This is a genomic window from Streptomyces sp. NPDC053431, assembly GCF_044544925.1.
Taxonomy (GTDB): Bacteria; Actinomycetota; Actinomycetes; order Streptomycetales; family Streptomycetaceae; genus Streptomyces.
This window is the reverse complement of sequence record NZ_JBITXX010000004.1, coordinates 146,097-159,661: the sequence shown is the minus strand read 5'-3', so window position 1 is coordinate 159,661 and position 13,565 is coordinate 146,097. Positions and strand designations below refer to the sequence as shown.

Below are 13,565 nucleotides of genomic sequence, written 5' to 3'. Positions count from 1 at the left end.
GCGACCGGGGCTACCGCTCCGGCTCCGGTCACGCCTGCCCGGCGCGGCCGAGCTGGTACGACCGGATCTCTTCGAGGCGCTGCAGGAGCGGCCCTTCCCGCTCCTCGAACTCCTCGTCGTCGATCCGGCCCTCCTCCAGGTCCCGTTCGAGAGCGGCGAGCGCCTCCTGGACCGGTCCGGGGTCGTAGTACTCCTGCTCGGCGGCCTGCGTCACCTTGTCCAGCACCCATGCGACCCCGCGGAACGGGGCGGCGGGCAGTATCAGGATCTCGGTCAGCAGTCCCATGTCTCCCTCCGGTTCCCTCCGTCGTGGCGCCCGCCGTCAGGCGAAGCTGTACGGCGGCAGCGGGCCTCGGATCCGGAGCTCGACTCCCTCGGGCAGCTCCTCGCTCACTTGCCGGGCGGCCCCGGTGAACTCCTCCGCCTTGTCGTTGTCGACCAGGAACGAGGCGCTCAGCAGATACTGCTGTGACGGCTCCGCGAGGCGCTCCGCCGCGGCGTGCGGCCGCAGTGCGGCCAGGACGGACTCGGCAAGTGCCGCCTGCTGGGCCTGAATCCCGTCATGGAGCATCCTGCCGAGTTCCAGGCGCTGCTCGTAGGTGCCGCCGCCGTCCCGGGTGGCGTCGTTGAGACGCCGGATCGGCTCGGACTCCTCGACGAGCTGCCGGAGGGCGGCCTCCTCCTCCTGGACGCCCTTCACGTTGAACTCGACCCGGTCCGCGAGCTCGTCGAGGCGCTGGGCGAACTGCTCGGCTCCCTCTTCGAGAACGGCGCGGACGGCCTCCTCGTCCTCGGCCACGAAGCCGAAGCCCAACGGCAGCGTGACGCCGTCGTGCCACAAGCGCTCCTGTACGGCGTGATGCGCCTGCACGTCGCTGCGCTTCACGCTGACCTCGTCCGGCGCCTCGCTCACGACGGCGCACAGAGAGTCGCCGCGCACGGCCCGTACGGGTGTGGACTCGCCCACGCCGGTCAGATCGTCGAGGCCGTCGAGCGGATGCGACGACTTCGTTATGGCATACACGTAGAGCGCCATCGTCAATCGCCGTCCTCCGAGGACCGTCGCGACGAGCGGTGCTCCCGCCGGCGGTCGTCATCGCGCCTCTCCCGTTCGCGAGGCTCCTTCTCCCGCTCCTCGCCCTTGCCCGTGAGGGAATCGGTGAAGGCCTCGACGGCGCCGGTGAGAGCACCCTTCGACTTGCCCTTCGCTCCGCCCTCCACTGTCTTCTCCATGACGTCCGACAGCTGCGTCGGGGCCTTCCTGCCGCTCTCCAGGTCGAGACGGTTGCACGCCTCGGCGAAGCGCAGATAGGTGTCCACGCTCGCCACGACGACGCGGGCGTCGATCTTGGCGATCTCGATGCCCACCAGGGACACCCGGACAAATGCGTCGATGACGAGGCCACGATCCAGAATCAGGTCGAGGACGTCGTAGAGATTTCCGGTGCCTCCGCCCTGTCCGGGCATTCCGCCACCCTGCTGTACAACAGACACTTCTCCTCCCTCGGTTCGAGGGGGCGGCTCGCTCACCTGTCGTTGTCGACCTGAGCGCGCGTGTACCGCTTGCCGCGTTCGTATCCCAGCAACTGCCCGTCCGGGCGCAGCGCAACCTCATAACTTGCCATAACGCTGGTGGTCTCCGGAATCCGTTCGATCTCGACGACCTCGATCTGCGCCTTCCAGCCCTCTTCCGTCGGTGCCAGCGCCGATACGGACTCGGGGCTGCGGCCCAGCAGCTCGCTGAGCTGCCGCACGCCGACCCGGAGTGCCTCGGCGGCCGATACGCGCTTGTACGACTCGGTCTCGGCCGATTCCTCGTCGGGGGCCTCGGTCCCGCCCTCGGAGTCGGAATCCGCCTCCGCCTCGATGTCTTCGTCGGGCTCGTCCTCGACGTCGTCGTCGACTTCGTCCTCGACGTCGTCGTCGACTTCGTCCTCGACGTCGTTCTCGACGTCGCCCTCGGGCTCCGGATCGCGTTTGTTCCGGGCGTTTCTCTTGCGTCTGTCTTCGGTATTCGTGACGGTTCACCGCCAAAGTCGGACTGTTCTTTCCGCGTAACCAATCCGAATGCCACCATATCCCGGGTCCAAACGTGATGGAGACCGCACCGCACAGCCACCGCGTAGGGCGCGGCGGGGAGACGCCTTCGCGTGGCCCGACCGTTCCGGGGAATACGCGGACCATGCGACTGCGGACCAGTGATCCCGCCCGCCCGGGGTGGCGACGTGTGCCCTGCGGCCGCGGATTCCGCTACCTCGACACGGAGGGCCGGCCGCTCGAAGCGGCCGACCGGAGCCGCGTGCGGGCCCTCGTGATCCCGCCCGCCTGGCGCGACGTCTGGATCTGCCCCTGGGCGAACGGGCACATCCAGGCCGTCGGCACCGACGGCGCCGGCCGAAGGCAGTACCTGTACCACGACGCGTACCGCGCACGTCAGGAGCTCGCCAAGCACACCCACGTGCTCGAGGTCGCCGGTGCACTGCCCCGGCTGCGCCGGGCCGTCCGGAACGACCTCGCGCGGCGCGGGCTGTGCCGGGAGCGCGTCCTGGCGTGTGCCGCCCGCCTGCTCGACCGCGGCTTCTTCCGGATCGGCGGGGAGCGGTACCGCCGCGACAACGAGTCGTACGGTCTGACCACCCTCCTGCGTTCCCAGGTGCGCTGCGCGCGCGGAGAGGCCCGCTTCGACTATCCCGCCAAGTCGGGGAAGCAGGCGACGGCGACGCTCGTCGACGAAGAGGCCTACCGGGTGCTGCGGTCGCTGCTGCGCCGTGCCGGGGACGGTCCGCGGCTCTTCGCCTACTGGGACAGCGGTTCCTGGCACGACGTGCGGGCCGAGGACCTCAACGCCTATCTGCGCGACCGGTCGGGCGTCGACATCAGCGCCAAGGACTTCCGCACCTGGCACGCGACGGTCCTCGCGGCGGTCGCGCTGGCGGTGTCCGAGGAGGCCGGCGACGAGTCCGAGACGGCGCGGCGGAAGGCCGTGCGGCGGGCGGTGTGCGAGGTGAGCGACTACCTGGGCAACACGCCGACCGTCTGCCGGGCCTCGTACATCGCGCCCCGGGTCCTGGAACGGTACGCCGACGGCGTCACCGTGGCGCCCGCGCTGGGACGGCTCGGCGAGCACGGCGAGTTCGGCCATCCCGCGACCCAGGGCGCGGTGGAGACGGCGGTACGCGACCTCCTGGCGAACGACACGGAGGGACCCGTACGGCGGTGACCGGTGCCGCGTACGGCGCGGGGCGAGGCGTACGGCGCTGACGCGGGTGATCCCCCCGCCACGCTGACGCCCCACGGAGGACAAGGCGCGCGGGCACAGGGCGACGGCCCGACACGTTCCGCGTCGGGCCGTCGCGCACAGCCGCAGGCCCGGAAGGTTCCCACTCTCCGGGCCCGCGGCGTGGTGCGAGGTGATTCCCGCTGTGATCCGGTGCCTGCGGTCAGGCGGTGCGTGCGGTCAGGTGGTGCGTGCGGTCAGGTGTGACGCCGCATCTTGCCCTTGGCCTCGTCCTTCGTCGCCTTGGCGTTCCGCGTCGCTTCACCGGCAGCCTGCTTGGCCTTGCCCGCCATCTGGTCGCCGGCACCCTTGAGGCGCAGGTCGTCCCTGCCCGTGGCCTTTCCCGTCTTCTCCTTGGCCTTGCCCATGGCTTCCTGGGCCTTGCCACGAATCTTCTTGCCTTCGGCCATGTGAATCAGCCTCCTCGGTTCTGCGGCTACCCGCAGCTGACGGGCCCAATCGCCGTCGGGCCTCTACGTCGGAACCCCGTCTCAGGGCTTGAGCAGGGTCTTGATCATGCCGTCCTCCTTGGCCTGGAACATCGCGTAGGCCCGCGGCGCCTCCTCCAGCGGCATCGTGTGGGTGGCGAAGCCCTCCACACCGAGCGGGTCCGCGTCGTCGAGCAGCGGCAGGATGTCGTCCACCCAGGACCGCACGTTGGCCTGGCCCATGCGCAGCTGGACCTGCTTGTCGAAGAGGGTCAGCAGGGGCATGGGGTCGACGGCTCCTCCGTAGACGCCCGACACGGAGATGGTCCCGCCGCGACGCACGATGTCGATCGCGCTGTGGAGGGCGTCGAGGCGGTCGATGCCCGCGTGTTCCATCAGCGGCCTCGCCAGGGCGTCCGGCAGGAGCGCCGTGGCGCGCTGCATTCCCGCCGCGAGCCGCGTTCCGTGCGCCTCCATGCCCACCGCGTCGATCACCGAGTCGGTCCCGCGGCCGTGCGTCAGCTGCCGGATCGCGTCCGCCAGGTCCTTCCCGTGCTTCTCCGGGTCCATGGTGTGCACCCCGCGCTCGGCCGCGCTCTCGCGCCGGGCGGCGACCGGGTCGACCCCGACCACCAGACCCGCTCCGCGGTGCAGGGCGATCCGCGCGGCCATCTGCCCGATCGGCCCGAGGCCGAGGACGGTGACGGATCCGCCGGGCGGGATGTCCGCGTACTCCACCGCCTGCCACGCGGTGGGCAGCACGTCGGACAGGTACACGTAGCGCTCGTCGGGCGGCCCCTTCGGGACCTTCACGGGCAGCGTGTCGCCGAACGGGACCCGCAGGTACTCCGCCTGCCCGCCGGGAACCTGCCCGTACAGCTTGGTGTAGCCGAAGAGCGCGGCGCCCTTGCCGTACTCCCGGACCTGGGTGGTCTCGCACTGGGACTGGAGCCCCTGGTCGCACATGTAGCAGTTCCCGCAGGAGACGTTGAACGGGACGACGACCCGGTCACCCGGGCGGAGCGTGGACACCTCGGAGCCGACCTCCTCCACGAAGCCCATGGCCTCGTGCCCGAGGATGTCGCCGGCGTCGATGAAGGGGCCCATCACCGAGTAGAGGTGCAGGTCGGAGCCGCAGATCCCCGTGGAGGTGACCTTGACGACGACATCCGTCGGCTCCTCCACCTGCGGGTCGGGTACGGACTGCACGCGGACGTTCCGCGTGCCCTGCCACGTCAAGGCGCGCATGGTTCTGCCTCCCGGAAAGGGTGCTCGAACGGACACGGGGCGCCTGCCCGGCCCGCGCGTGATCACTCACCGTGCCGCTCCTCCCCGGCGGGCACGCCGAAGTCCCGGAGCACGCAGGGGCGAGCATGCGACGTCGCGCGCAGGGCAGTGGCCCTGTGACGAGGAGGTGTGTGATGACATCCGAAACGGAGCTCGTACCGCACCCCGAACCCGAACGCCCGGCCGACGACTCCGCCGGTGATCCCTTCGTCGTCCGGGTGATCGGCGACATGGACCTGGACCACTCGGCCGGGCTGCGGTCCGCGCTCCTCAGGGCTGCCCACGAGGCACCCGAGGGCGCCGCGATCGTCGTCGATCTGCAGTACTCCTCGTTCTGCGACTCGACGGGTCTCAACGTGCTGCTGGCCGCCCGGGGACAGGCGCTGGAGTCCGGCCACACCCTCCAGCTCGCCGCGCCCAGTCATCAGATGGTGCGACTGCTGGAGACCACGGGTTCGATAGAACTCTTCGACCTCCGCCCCGCTGTGCCGCCGCCCGGGCCCCCGAGCCGGAACGGCGACTAGGACCTGTCTTTTGGGTCACGCCGGTTCGCTGCGTGACCCGGAAAACATGCCCCGGACGCCGAGAGCCGCCGTCCGGAGGGGGGAAGCCGGACGGCGGCCGTCTCGAAGGGTGTGCGCCACCCGCCACGGCCCCTGCCCACGGTCCGGCACATCATGCGCACGTCCCCCCCCCGTGGCGGCCGGCGCGGCATAGGGCCGCCGGAACGGGGAATCCGCCAAGGCGTCGCATCCGAGCGGAGGACCGTCGCGAGGCTGCGGAGGCCCGCAAGACGGGGCCCGAACGACCGGGACGCCGCGACGGCAGGAGGACGCCATGACCCTCATGGAAGGCCGGGGCGGCAGCGCACGCCCCGGGGCCACCCACCCGCACGGCGGGCCCGACGTGCCCGACGGGCAGCAGGTGAACAGCAGGGGCGGCCCCCAGGACGCGGCCGTCCGCGAACCGCGCCCCGACCGGCGCGGCTCTCTGCCCGCCGACCACACCCAGGCCATCCTTGAGGCCACCAAGGAGATCGCCGCCGTCCTGAAGACCTCGGACTGTCCCTTCGCCCTCGTCGGAAGCGTCGCCGCGTACGCGCACGGCATCCCCGTACGCCTGCAGCACGACACCGACTTCGCGGTCCGCAGGGAGGACGCCGAGACCGTCACCCAGCTGCTGCAGCGGCGGGGCGTGACCATCGTGGAGCCCCCGGAGGACTGGCTCGTGAAGGCCCGCACCGGGGGCGAGGAGATCGACCTCATCTTCGCCCTGGCCGGGCGGCCCGTCACCACCGAACTTCTCGGACGCGCCTGGATCCTGCCCGTCGACTCCGTGCACATGCCGGTGATCGACCCGACGGACCTGATGGCCGTGCGGCTCTCCGCGTTCTCCGAGCACCACTGCGACTTCGGCGCCCTGCTGCCCGTGGCGCGCGGGCTGCGCGAACGCGTCGACTGGAAGCGCGTGCGCGCCGAGACGAAGGGCAAGCCCATGGCGGCCGCCTTCCTGTACCTGCTCGAACTGCTCGACGTGATCGACGGGGACGGTGGCGAGGACGGCGGCGCGGACGACGCGAGGGACGGGGCCGGGGATGCGGCCGGCGGGAGAGGAGAACCGGACGATGAGTGAGCATCTCGGAGCGCACGAGGACGAGTACCGCATCGCGCGGCTGGTCGAGCGCCTCGCCGGCGACGACCTGGCCGAGCTCGGCGTGCACGTCGAGCAGCGCGGCGGCGCCGTCCTGCTGACCGGCACCGTGCCGACGACCACTCGGCGGGACGAGATCCTCCGCCTCGCCCGCGGTGAACTCGCCGGACTCACGGTGCGCGCCGACCTCACCGTGGCCTGCGCGGACGCGCCCGACCAGCTGGAAGAGCTGTCATGACCGCCCCCACGTCGACCGAGGTCGTGCGGGTCGCGGCCGTCGGAGACATCCATCTCGGCCCCGACTGCCGGGATCTGCTGCGGCCGGCGTTCTCGGTGCTGTCGGAGTGCGCCGACCTGCTGCTGCTCGCCGGCGACCTGACCCGGCACGGCACGGCGGAAGAGGCCGAGGTGGTGGCGGAGGAGGTCCGGGACGCCGGGGTGCCCGTGGTGGCCGTGCTCGGCAACCACGACTACCAGTCCGGTCAGGAGGCGGAGGTGAGCCGGGTGCTCGAGGACGCCGGCATCCGCGTCCTGGAAGGTGCCTCGGTCGTCCTCCCCGTGGACGGGCACAAGATCGGCGTCGCCGGCACCAAGGGCTTCTGCGGCGGATTCGTCGGTGCGAGCGCGAGCGAGTTCGGCGAACCGGAGATGAAGGCCTTCGTGCGGACGACCCGGCGCAGCGCGGAGGGGCTGGCCGTGGCGCTCGGCGACCTGTCGGCGGCCGAGTGCGACGTGCGCATCGCGCTGACCCACTTCTCGCCGGTGCCCGACACGCTGGCGGGCGAGCCGCTGGAGATCTACCCGTTCCTCGGCAGCTATCTGCTCGCCGAGGCGATCGACTCCGCGGGCGCCGACCTGGCCGTGCACGGCCACGCCCACCTCGGTACCGAGCACGGCATGACGGCCGGTGGCGTACGGGTCCGCAACGTCGCCCAGCCGGTGATCCGCCGCGCGTTCACGCTCTACCGCGTCCCGCTGAACGGGCACCCCCGCGCCGCCGATGCCTGAGCCGCATCCCCGCGACGTCAATCGGTCTCCGAAAAGAGGACTCGACGGCGTCGACCCGGGTAGTCGCGTCCGCAACGTCCCGGCCGCTCGGCCGGGACTCGTACCGAGGAGCCGGCCGCGATGAACGCGCGAGACGAGGCGACCGCGGGGACGAGGGACCACCGCCACCCGTCCTCGCCCGCCCGCACGGCCGGACGCGAGCTGCCGAGGAGGCCGTCATGACCCTCACATCGGGCACGTCGGGCCGGAGCGACGACCTCCCCCACACGGTCGGAGGAGAGCTCGTACGGGCCGACGAGGAGCTCGGCGGGACCGAGGAGCTCGAAGGGGCCGAGGAGCCGCCGCGAAGAGCACGGCGGCAGGACGTGACGGGCCGGCCGGAGACGGCGCGCGAACGGGTCAACCGGCGCTGGGTCGAGATCCTCCAGGAGACACGCGTCGCCCAGACCGGTGTCCAGATCCTCTTCGGCTTCCTGCTCAGCATCGCCTTCACCCCGCGGTTCGGCGACCTGTCCGGCTTCGACCGCGGCCTCTACGTCGTCACCGTCGTCCTCGCCGCGTCCTCGACCGCGGCCCTGATAGCCCCCGTCGCGATCCACCGCTGCCTGTCCGGGCTGCGCATGAAGCGCGAGGTCGTCGAAGCCGCCGGCCGCATGATGACCTGCGGACTCGTCCTCCTCGCCCTCACCATCGGCTGCACGCTGCTGTTCCTCCTGCACGCCGTTCTGCCGACCCCCTTCGCCCAGGCGGTCGTGGCCGCCGTGATGGCCTGGTTCGCGCTGTGCTGGTACGTCCTGCCGGTGCGGCTGCGCCGCCGGCACGCCGGTCGCGAGAGGAGAACGCCGTGACCCCCACCACGCCGTCGGCCTTCATCATCCTCGCGGGCGGTCACCTGCTCGTCCGGGCGGACCAGATGACCGGGATGCTGCGGCACGTCGCGGCCGTCTGGCTGCAGGCCACGGACACCGGAGCGGCCGACTACGACCCGGCCACCGTACTGACGCTGGCGACCCAGCTCATGGAGGTGGCCGACGAGATCGACGCCGAGTGCATCGCCCTCATGCCGCCCCACGACGAGGACCCCTCCGAGGACGGCGGAGACGGCGCGGAGGACGGCGAGGCCCCGAACGGCGAAGCCCCGCGTTGAGGACCGCCCCGCGTTGAGGACCGCCCCGCGTTGAGGGACCGCCTTGCGTTGAGGGACCGCTTTCCGACCGCCTTCGCGTCGACGACCGCTGCGCGGCCCGACGTCACAGCGCGTCCAGCACCTCGGCCGCGGTCCGCAGGTCGGCGACGAGGCCCGCGTACATGCCCTCGCGGTCCTGGTCCCGCGCGCGCAGAACGGCCGACGGATGCACGGTCGCCAGCACCCGGATGCCCTGCCGGACCTCCTCGTCGAGGCCGTCCTCGCCGTCCGCCGCGGGCAGCGGCCGTGGCACGCCGCGGTCCGTGCCGACCCGGAAGGACGGCCCGAGCAGGGCGCGGCCCGCGGTGGCGCCCAGAGTGACCACCAGCTCCGGGGACACCAGTCGGAGCTCGGCCGTCAGCCACGGCCGGCAGGCGAGCATCTCCCGCAGGCTCGGCGCCTTGTGGATGCGCCGCTTCCGGGGCTCGTCCTGGCTGAACTTGAAATGCTTGACCGCGTTGGTGACGTACACACCCTCCTCGTCGATCCCGGCATCGCCCAGCGCCCGGGTGAGCAGTCGGCCCGCGGGTCCCACGAAGGCGACCCCTTCGCGGTCCTCGCGGTCGCCGGGCTGTTCCCCGACCAGCATCAGCCGCGCGTGCGGGTCGCCGCGTCCGAAGACGGTCCCGGTCGCCTCCCGGTGCAGGGGGCAGCCCCGGCAGTCGGCCGCGGCGCGTCGGTGGGCCGGCAGCTTGCCGCGCTTCGGCAGGAAGGGCGTGGCGTCGTACGGCTCGGGGGCGGCGTCGTTCGCGGGGCCGCCGCCGTCGTCACGTTCGGCGTTCATCGGGGTACCTCCAGCCGGAAGCCGTCGCGGGGCCGGGTCGGGATCCGGTGCAACGGAATGCGCAGGTCCTGGGCGGGCACCGCGAAGTCGAGCCGGGCGAGTTCGCGGGACAGCGCCGACAGGACGGCGATCGTGATGTCCTCGCCCGGGCAGCGATGGCCCTCCCGGGGGCCGCCCCCCTGCGGGATCAGCGTGTCGGGGCGAGGATCGGCGCCGAGGAACCGGTCGGGCACGAAGCGGAAGGGCTCGTCCCACAGTGCGGGGTCGTGATTCTGCCCGTACACGTCGAGCAGCAGCATCGTGTCTCGTGGCACGGCCTCTCCCGCCACGACCAGGTCGTCCGGCGCGAGGGCACCGACGAACGGCACGAAGGGGTAGAAGCGGCGTACCTCATGGGCGAACGAGAGGGCGAGTCCGGCGGGGTCGTCGTCCGCGAGGCGCCGCCGCAGCTTCGGGGCGTCCCTCATGGCGTGGGCGGCGAAGGTGGCGAACCAGGTGATCGCCACGGTCGGCCGCACGATGTTCAGGAGCTCCACCGCTGCCGTGCGGGGATCCAGTGGCGTCCCGTCGGCCTCCCGATGGGCCACGACCGCCTCGAAGGGTGTACGCGCCGGGCCGCCCCGCCCGCGCCGTCCCGCCGGCGCCCCTTCTCCCGCCGGCTTCGTCCCCGCCTCCCGCGCCCGTGCGACCGCCCGGCTCAGCAGCGCCTCCTGCCGCGCCCGGGCGCGCCGGGCGCGGAAGTGGCGCGGCCCCGGCGTGGCGAAGCCGTCGACCATCGCCACGCAGTCACGGGCGAGCCGCTCGGTCTCCGCGGCGCCGTGGCCGGGCAGGCCGACCCAGTCGGCCACGGCCCTGGCGAGCACGAGCGCGCCCTCGTCGAAGAGCGTGACCTCGGAGCCCCGCAGGCGGCCGAACGTCTCCCGGAACTCCGCGCTCACGCGCGCGGTCAGCTCGCCCACCCGTGCCGGGTCGGTGAGCTGCGCCAGGAACAGCGCCTTGCGGGCACGGTGCGCCGGGCCGTCGAGGGTGTGCACGGCGCCCCGGCCGAAGAGGGTGTCGAGCACCGGGCCCGGCAGTGCTCCGCTCCGGCGCGCATGGCGTTCGTCGTAGAAGAAGCCGACCATCCCCGGGCCCCGGAGCACGAGCGCGGGGCGTCCGAGAAGACGCGTCCGCACCGGACCGCCGCCTTGACGCCGGCGGAGTTCGGAGAGCCAGGGGTAGCCCTTCACCATCAGGGGGAGCGTGCTGTCCACGCGCATGAACCGCCTCCTCGGCCGTTCCGCGCAGGCCGGTCTCGGCCCACGAGGGGGTGGGACGGACTGCGGCTACCCGGGATCGTGGGACGCACGCCCGCTCCCACCGGCCCACCGGAGCGACCCGGCGGCTACCCCGAGTGCGCCCGGCCGACTACCCCGGGTGCACGCGGCTTGCCTTCACCCGATCACCGCCGCGCGGACACACAGCACGTCCGGCAGGTGGTCGGCGAGGAGCTGCCAGCTGTCCCCGTCGTCCGGGCTCGCGTAGAGCTCGCCGTTGCGATTGCCGAAGTACACACCCGCCGGGTCGGCGTCGTCCGTGCACAGGGCGTCACGAAGCACGGTGCCGTAGTGGGCGCCCTCCGGCAGGCCCTTGCTGAGCGCCTCCCAGCTCGCTCCGGCGTCCGTGGTGCGGTAGACCCGGCAGCGCCGCTCGGCGGGGACGCGGTCGGAGTCGGCGTTGAGCGGGAAGACATAGGCGGTGTCCGGGCGGCGGGGGTGCGCGGCGACGGCGAAGCCGAAGTCGGAGGGGAGCCCGCCGCCGATGTCGGTCCAGCGGCCGCCCCCGTCGTCGCTGCGGAACACGCCCCAGTGGTTCTGCAGATACAGCCGGTCCAGGTCGGCCGCGTCCTGGGCGATCTTGTGCACGCACTGCCCGAACTCCGGGTGCGGGTCCGGCAGGAACACCGCCGACACACCCTGGTTGGCCGGCGTCCAGCTCGCGCCGCCGTCCAGGGAACGGAAGACCCCCGCGGTCGACACCGCGACCGTCACCGCGTCGGGGTCGCGAGGGTCGGTCACGACCGTGTGCACCGCCTCACCGCCACCGCCCGGCACCCACTTGTCCCGGGTGGGGTGCTCCCACAGCGGGCGCACCAGGTCGAAGGACTCGCCGCCGTCGGTCGACCGGAACAGCGCGGCCGGCTCCGTCCCCGCGTACACGACGTCGGGGGAGTGCGCCGGCGCCGGATGCAGCTGCCAGACCCGCTCCAGCGAAGCCCCTGTGTCCTGCGGAAACCTGACCGCGGGCTTGGCCGGCTCCTTCCAGCTCGCGCCCAAGTCGTCGGAGTGGAAGACGGACGGCCCCCAGTGCGAACTGTCCCCGCCCACGAGGATTCTGGGGCTGCCGCGGCGCGTGTCGATGCCGACCGAGTAGATCGCCTGCGCGTTGAAGTGGGGGTCGTCGAACTCCCATCGGCCGTCTCGCCCGCGGCCGATGAACAGACCCTTGCGGGTCCCTACGGTCAATAGCACGTCGGTCATGCCCGACACCTCCAGGACGCCGTTGTCGCGGATAGGGGCCAGTCTGCACCCGGCCACTGACAACGGCCCCCGGAGTGGGCTCCGCCCCAGGTGAGAGGCGTGTTGCGGCCCGGAACGGGGGATCCGGGCGGCCCCTCGCCGGTGCCGGGACGCTCGTACAATGGCCGCATCCATTCCCGAGCGCCGTGGAGCCGCAGCCGTGTCGACCGCGACCAGTCCCCGGGTCCTGAACCACCCCGCGCGCGAGGACATCCGGCTGGGACCCGTGCTGCACGCGCTGTCCGACCCCGTACGGCTGCGGATCGTCCGTGCCATGGCGCGCGGCGCGGGCGAGGAGTTCAGCTGCTCGTACTTCGCCCTGCCGGTCACCAAGTCGACCTGCACCCACCACTTCCGCGTGCTCCGCGAGAGCGGCGTGCTGCGGCAGACCTACCAGGGCACGGCCAAGATGAACAGCCTCCGCCGCGCCGACCTCGACGCGCTCTTCCCCGGCCTCCTCGACAGCGTCCTCGCGGCGGCGGACGCCCAGGCGGACCGCCTGGGCGAGGAGCTGCCCGCGCAGGGCGGCTAGGCCCTGTCGTCGAACTCCCGCCTGCCCCGCGACTCCGGGCAACGCCGGTAGTCCGACGACAGGACCTGGGCCCGCTCTTCGCACAGGGTGGCCAGGTCCCGCCCTTCGGGTCAGGCCGGGTCCCTCAGCAGGGCGGCGAGCTCCTGGAAGCCGCGCCGCTCGGCGTGCTCCAGGGCGGTGGTCCCGTGGCGGTCCGCCAGCTCACGGTCCGCCCCGGCGGCGAGCAGCAGGGCCACGACCTTCTGGTGGTCGCGCCCGCCGTCGCCGAGGATCACCGCCTCCAACAGGGCCGTCCACCCGAGGTCGTTGACATGGTCGACGTCGATCGCCGTCTCCTGGAGGACGGCCCTCACGTAGGCCACGTGGCCCCGCTCCGACGCGGGGATGACGCTGATGCCACCGAAACGGTTGCGCAGGGTCAGGTCGGGCGCGGGGTCCGCCGCGAGCAGGACCCGCATCATCGCGACGCTGCCGGTCACCCCGGTCACCAGCCACGGGCTGTCGTGCCGGGAGTCCTGGGCGTTGACGTCCGCGCCCGCCGCGACGAGGATCCGCGCCGCCTCCACGTGGTCGCCGAGCGCGGCGAGCAGCAGCGGCGAGCGGAGCTCCTCGTCGCGGGCCTCGACCCGCGCGCCGTCGTCGAGCGCCGTGCGCAGGGCCTCGGTGTCGCCGTGACGGGCGGCGGCGAGCAGCCGCAGATCGGCGGGGGCGGTCATGAGGGCTCCTCGTACTCAGGGGTGCGGCGGCGCCGGGGGTGCGGCGGCGCCGTGGTGCGGGTGTGTGGAACGGCGTGGTCGCTCGCGCCGGTCGCGGGGTGCGTCAGTCGCCCGAGGGAGGCGACGCCGGTCCGGCGAA

18 protein-coding genes are annotated in these 13,565 nt (G+C 72.7%); 8 read left to right on the top strand and 10 right to left on the bottom strand.

What is annotated here, in order from left to right:
* Positions 1-28: 28 nt before the first annotated feature.
* Genes ACIGXE_RS13415 through ACIGXE_RS13400 form a run of 4 tightly spaced genes read right to left on the bottom strand, consistent with a single transcriptional unit; the run spans position 29 to position 1,868 of the window.
* Positions 29-286 carry a gas vesicle protein GvpG gene (locus ACIGXE_RS13415; RefSeq protein WP_399746636.1) on the bottom strand — a complete coding sequence of 86 codons (258 nt, stop codon included), beginning with the start codon at positions 284-286 and terminating at the stop codon, positions 29-31.
* A 36-nt stretch (positions 287-322) separates the two neighbouring features.
* Positions 323-1,036: a GvpL/GvpF family gas vesicle protein gene (locus tag ACIGXE_RS13410; protein ID WP_399746634.1), complete on the bottom strand. Its 714-nt coding sequence runs from the start codon at positions 1,034-1,036 to the stop codon at positions 323-325.
* 2 nt (positions 1,037-1,038) lie between these two features.
* Entirely contained in the window at positions 1,039-1,494 is a 456-nt protein-coding gene (gvpJ, locus tag ACIGXE_RS13405; RefSeq protein ID WP_399746632.1) for a gas vesicle protein GvpJ, read from the bottom strand.
* Between the two features lie 32 nt (positions 1,495-1,526).
* Entirely contained in the window at positions 1,527-1,868 is a 342-nt protein-coding gene (locus ACIGXE_RS13400; RefSeq protein WP_399747135.1) for a gas vesicle protein, read from the bottom strand.
* Between the two features lie 314 nt (positions 1,869-2,182).
* Between ACIGXE_RS13400 and ACIGXE_RS13395 the strand changes: the two genes are divergently transcribed.
* The gene (locus ACIGXE_RS13395) at positions 2,183-3,220 is read left to right on the top strand and encodes a DNA topoisomerase IB (RefSeq protein WP_399746630.1); all 1,038 of its coding nucleotides are present in this window, start codon (positions 2,183-2,185) and stop codon (positions 3,218-3,220) included.
* 254 nt (positions 3,221-3,474) lie between these two features.
* On the opposite strand, the gene ACIGXE_RS13390 is transcribed toward ACIGXE_RS13395, so the two are convergent.
* Positions 3,475-3,687 (bottom strand): CsbD family protein, encoded by a 213-nt coding sequence (locus ACIGXE_RS13390; protein ID WP_399746627.1) that lies wholly within the window; start codon positions 3,685-3,687, stop codon positions 3,475-3,477.
* 81 nt (positions 3,688-3,768) lie between these two features.
* A complete protein-coding gene (locus tag ACIGXE_RS13385) occupies positions 3,769-4,953 on the bottom strand; it encodes an alcohol dehydrogenase catalytic domain-containing protein (RefSeq protein ID WP_399746625.1) in 1,185 nt (394 codons plus the stop codon).
* Between the two features lie 173 nt (positions 4,954-5,126).
* Between ACIGXE_RS13385 and ACIGXE_RS13380 the strand changes: the two genes are divergently transcribed.
* The 6 genes from ACIGXE_RS13380 (at position 5,127) to ACIGXE_RS13355 (ending at position 8,797) form a co-directional block, all read left to right on the top strand.
* Positions 5,127-5,516 (top strand): STAS domain-containing protein, encoded by a 390-nt coding sequence (locus tag ACIGXE_RS13380; protein WP_399746623.1) that lies wholly within the window; start codon positions 5,127-5,129, stop codon positions 5,514-5,516.
* Between the two features lie 313 nt (positions 5,517-5,829).
* Positions 5,830-6,624 carry a nucleotidyltransferase family protein gene (locus tag ACIGXE_RS13375; protein WP_399746621.1) on the top strand — a complete coding sequence of 265 codons (795 nt, stop codon included), beginning with the start codon at positions 5,830-5,832 and terminating at the stop codon, positions 6,622-6,624.
* Positions 6,617-6,880 carry a BON domain-containing protein gene (locus ACIGXE_RS13370; RefSeq protein ID WP_399746619.1) on the top strand — a complete coding sequence of 88 codons (264 nt, stop codon included), beginning with the start codon at positions 6,617-6,619 and terminating at the stop codon, positions 6,878-6,880. Before ACIGXE_RS13375 ends, ACIGXE_RS13370 begins: the two co-directional genes overlap by 8 nt.
* Complete coding sequence (locus tag ACIGXE_RS13365; protein WP_399746617.1) at positions 6,877-7,650, top strand: metallophosphoesterase; 774 nt, start codon at positions 6,877-6,879, stop codon at positions 7,648-7,650. Before ACIGXE_RS13370 ends, ACIGXE_RS13365 begins: the two co-directional genes overlap by 4 nt.
* A gap of 218 nt (positions 7,651-7,868) precedes the next feature.
* Positions 7,869-8,498 carry a DUF6328 family protein gene (locus tag ACIGXE_RS13360; protein WP_399746615.1) on the top strand — a complete coding sequence of 210 codons (630 nt, stop codon included), beginning with the start codon at positions 7,869-7,871 and terminating at the stop codon, positions 8,496-8,498.
* The gene (locus ACIGXE_RS13355; protein ID WP_399746613.1) at positions 8,495-8,797 is read left to right on the top strand and encodes a DUF6213 family protein; all 303 of its coding nucleotides are present in this window, start codon (positions 8,495-8,497) and stop codon (positions 8,795-8,797) included. The genes ACIGXE_RS13360 and ACIGXE_RS13355 overlap by 4 nt, the downstream gene beginning before the upstream one ends.
* 103 nt (positions 8,798-8,900) lie before the next feature.
* Here ACIGXE_RS13355 and ACIGXE_RS13350 read toward each other — a convergent pair whose 3' ends face one another.
* The 3 genes from ACIGXE_RS13350 to ACIGXE_RS13340 all read right to left on the bottom strand — a co-directional run bounded on the left by ACIGXE_RS13350 (position 8,901) and on the right by ACIGXE_RS13340 (position 12,139).
* The gene (locus ACIGXE_RS13350) at positions 8,901-9,620 is read right to left on the bottom strand and encodes a UdgX family uracil-DNA binding protein (RefSeq protein WP_399746611.1); all 720 of its coding nucleotides are present in this window, start codon (positions 9,618-9,620) and stop codon (positions 8,901-8,903) included.
* Positions 9,617-10,879 (bottom strand): cytochrome P450, encoded by a 1,263-nt coding sequence (locus ACIGXE_RS13345; RefSeq protein WP_399746609.1) that lies wholly within the window; start codon positions 10,877-10,879, stop codon positions 9,617-9,619. The genes ACIGXE_RS13350 and ACIGXE_RS13345 overlap by 4 nt, the downstream gene beginning before the upstream one ends.
* 174 nt (positions 10,880-11,053) lie before the next feature.
* Positions 11,054-12,139, bottom strand: a complete 1,086-nt coding sequence (locus ACIGXE_RS13340) for a WD40/YVTN/BNR-like repeat-containing protein (RefSeq protein ID WP_399746607.1) — start codon at positions 12,137-12,139, stop codon at positions 11,054-11,056.
* 199 nt (positions 12,140-12,338) lie between these two features.
* Between ACIGXE_RS13340 and ACIGXE_RS13335 the strand changes: the two genes are divergently transcribed.
* A complete protein-coding gene (locus tag ACIGXE_RS13335) occupies positions 12,339-12,710 on the top strand; it encodes an ArsR/SmtB family transcription factor (protein WP_399746605.1) in 372 nt (123 codons plus the stop codon).
* A 110-nt stretch (positions 12,711-12,820) separates the two neighbouring features.
* Here ACIGXE_RS13335 and ACIGXE_RS13330 read toward each other — a convergent pair whose 3' ends face one another.
* Positions 12,821-13,426 (bottom strand): ankyrin repeat domain-containing protein, encoded by a 606-nt coding sequence (locus ACIGXE_RS13330; protein ID WP_399746603.1) that lies wholly within the window; start codon positions 13,424-13,426, stop codon positions 12,821-12,823.
* Positions 13,427-13,565 lie beyond the last annotated feature (139 nt).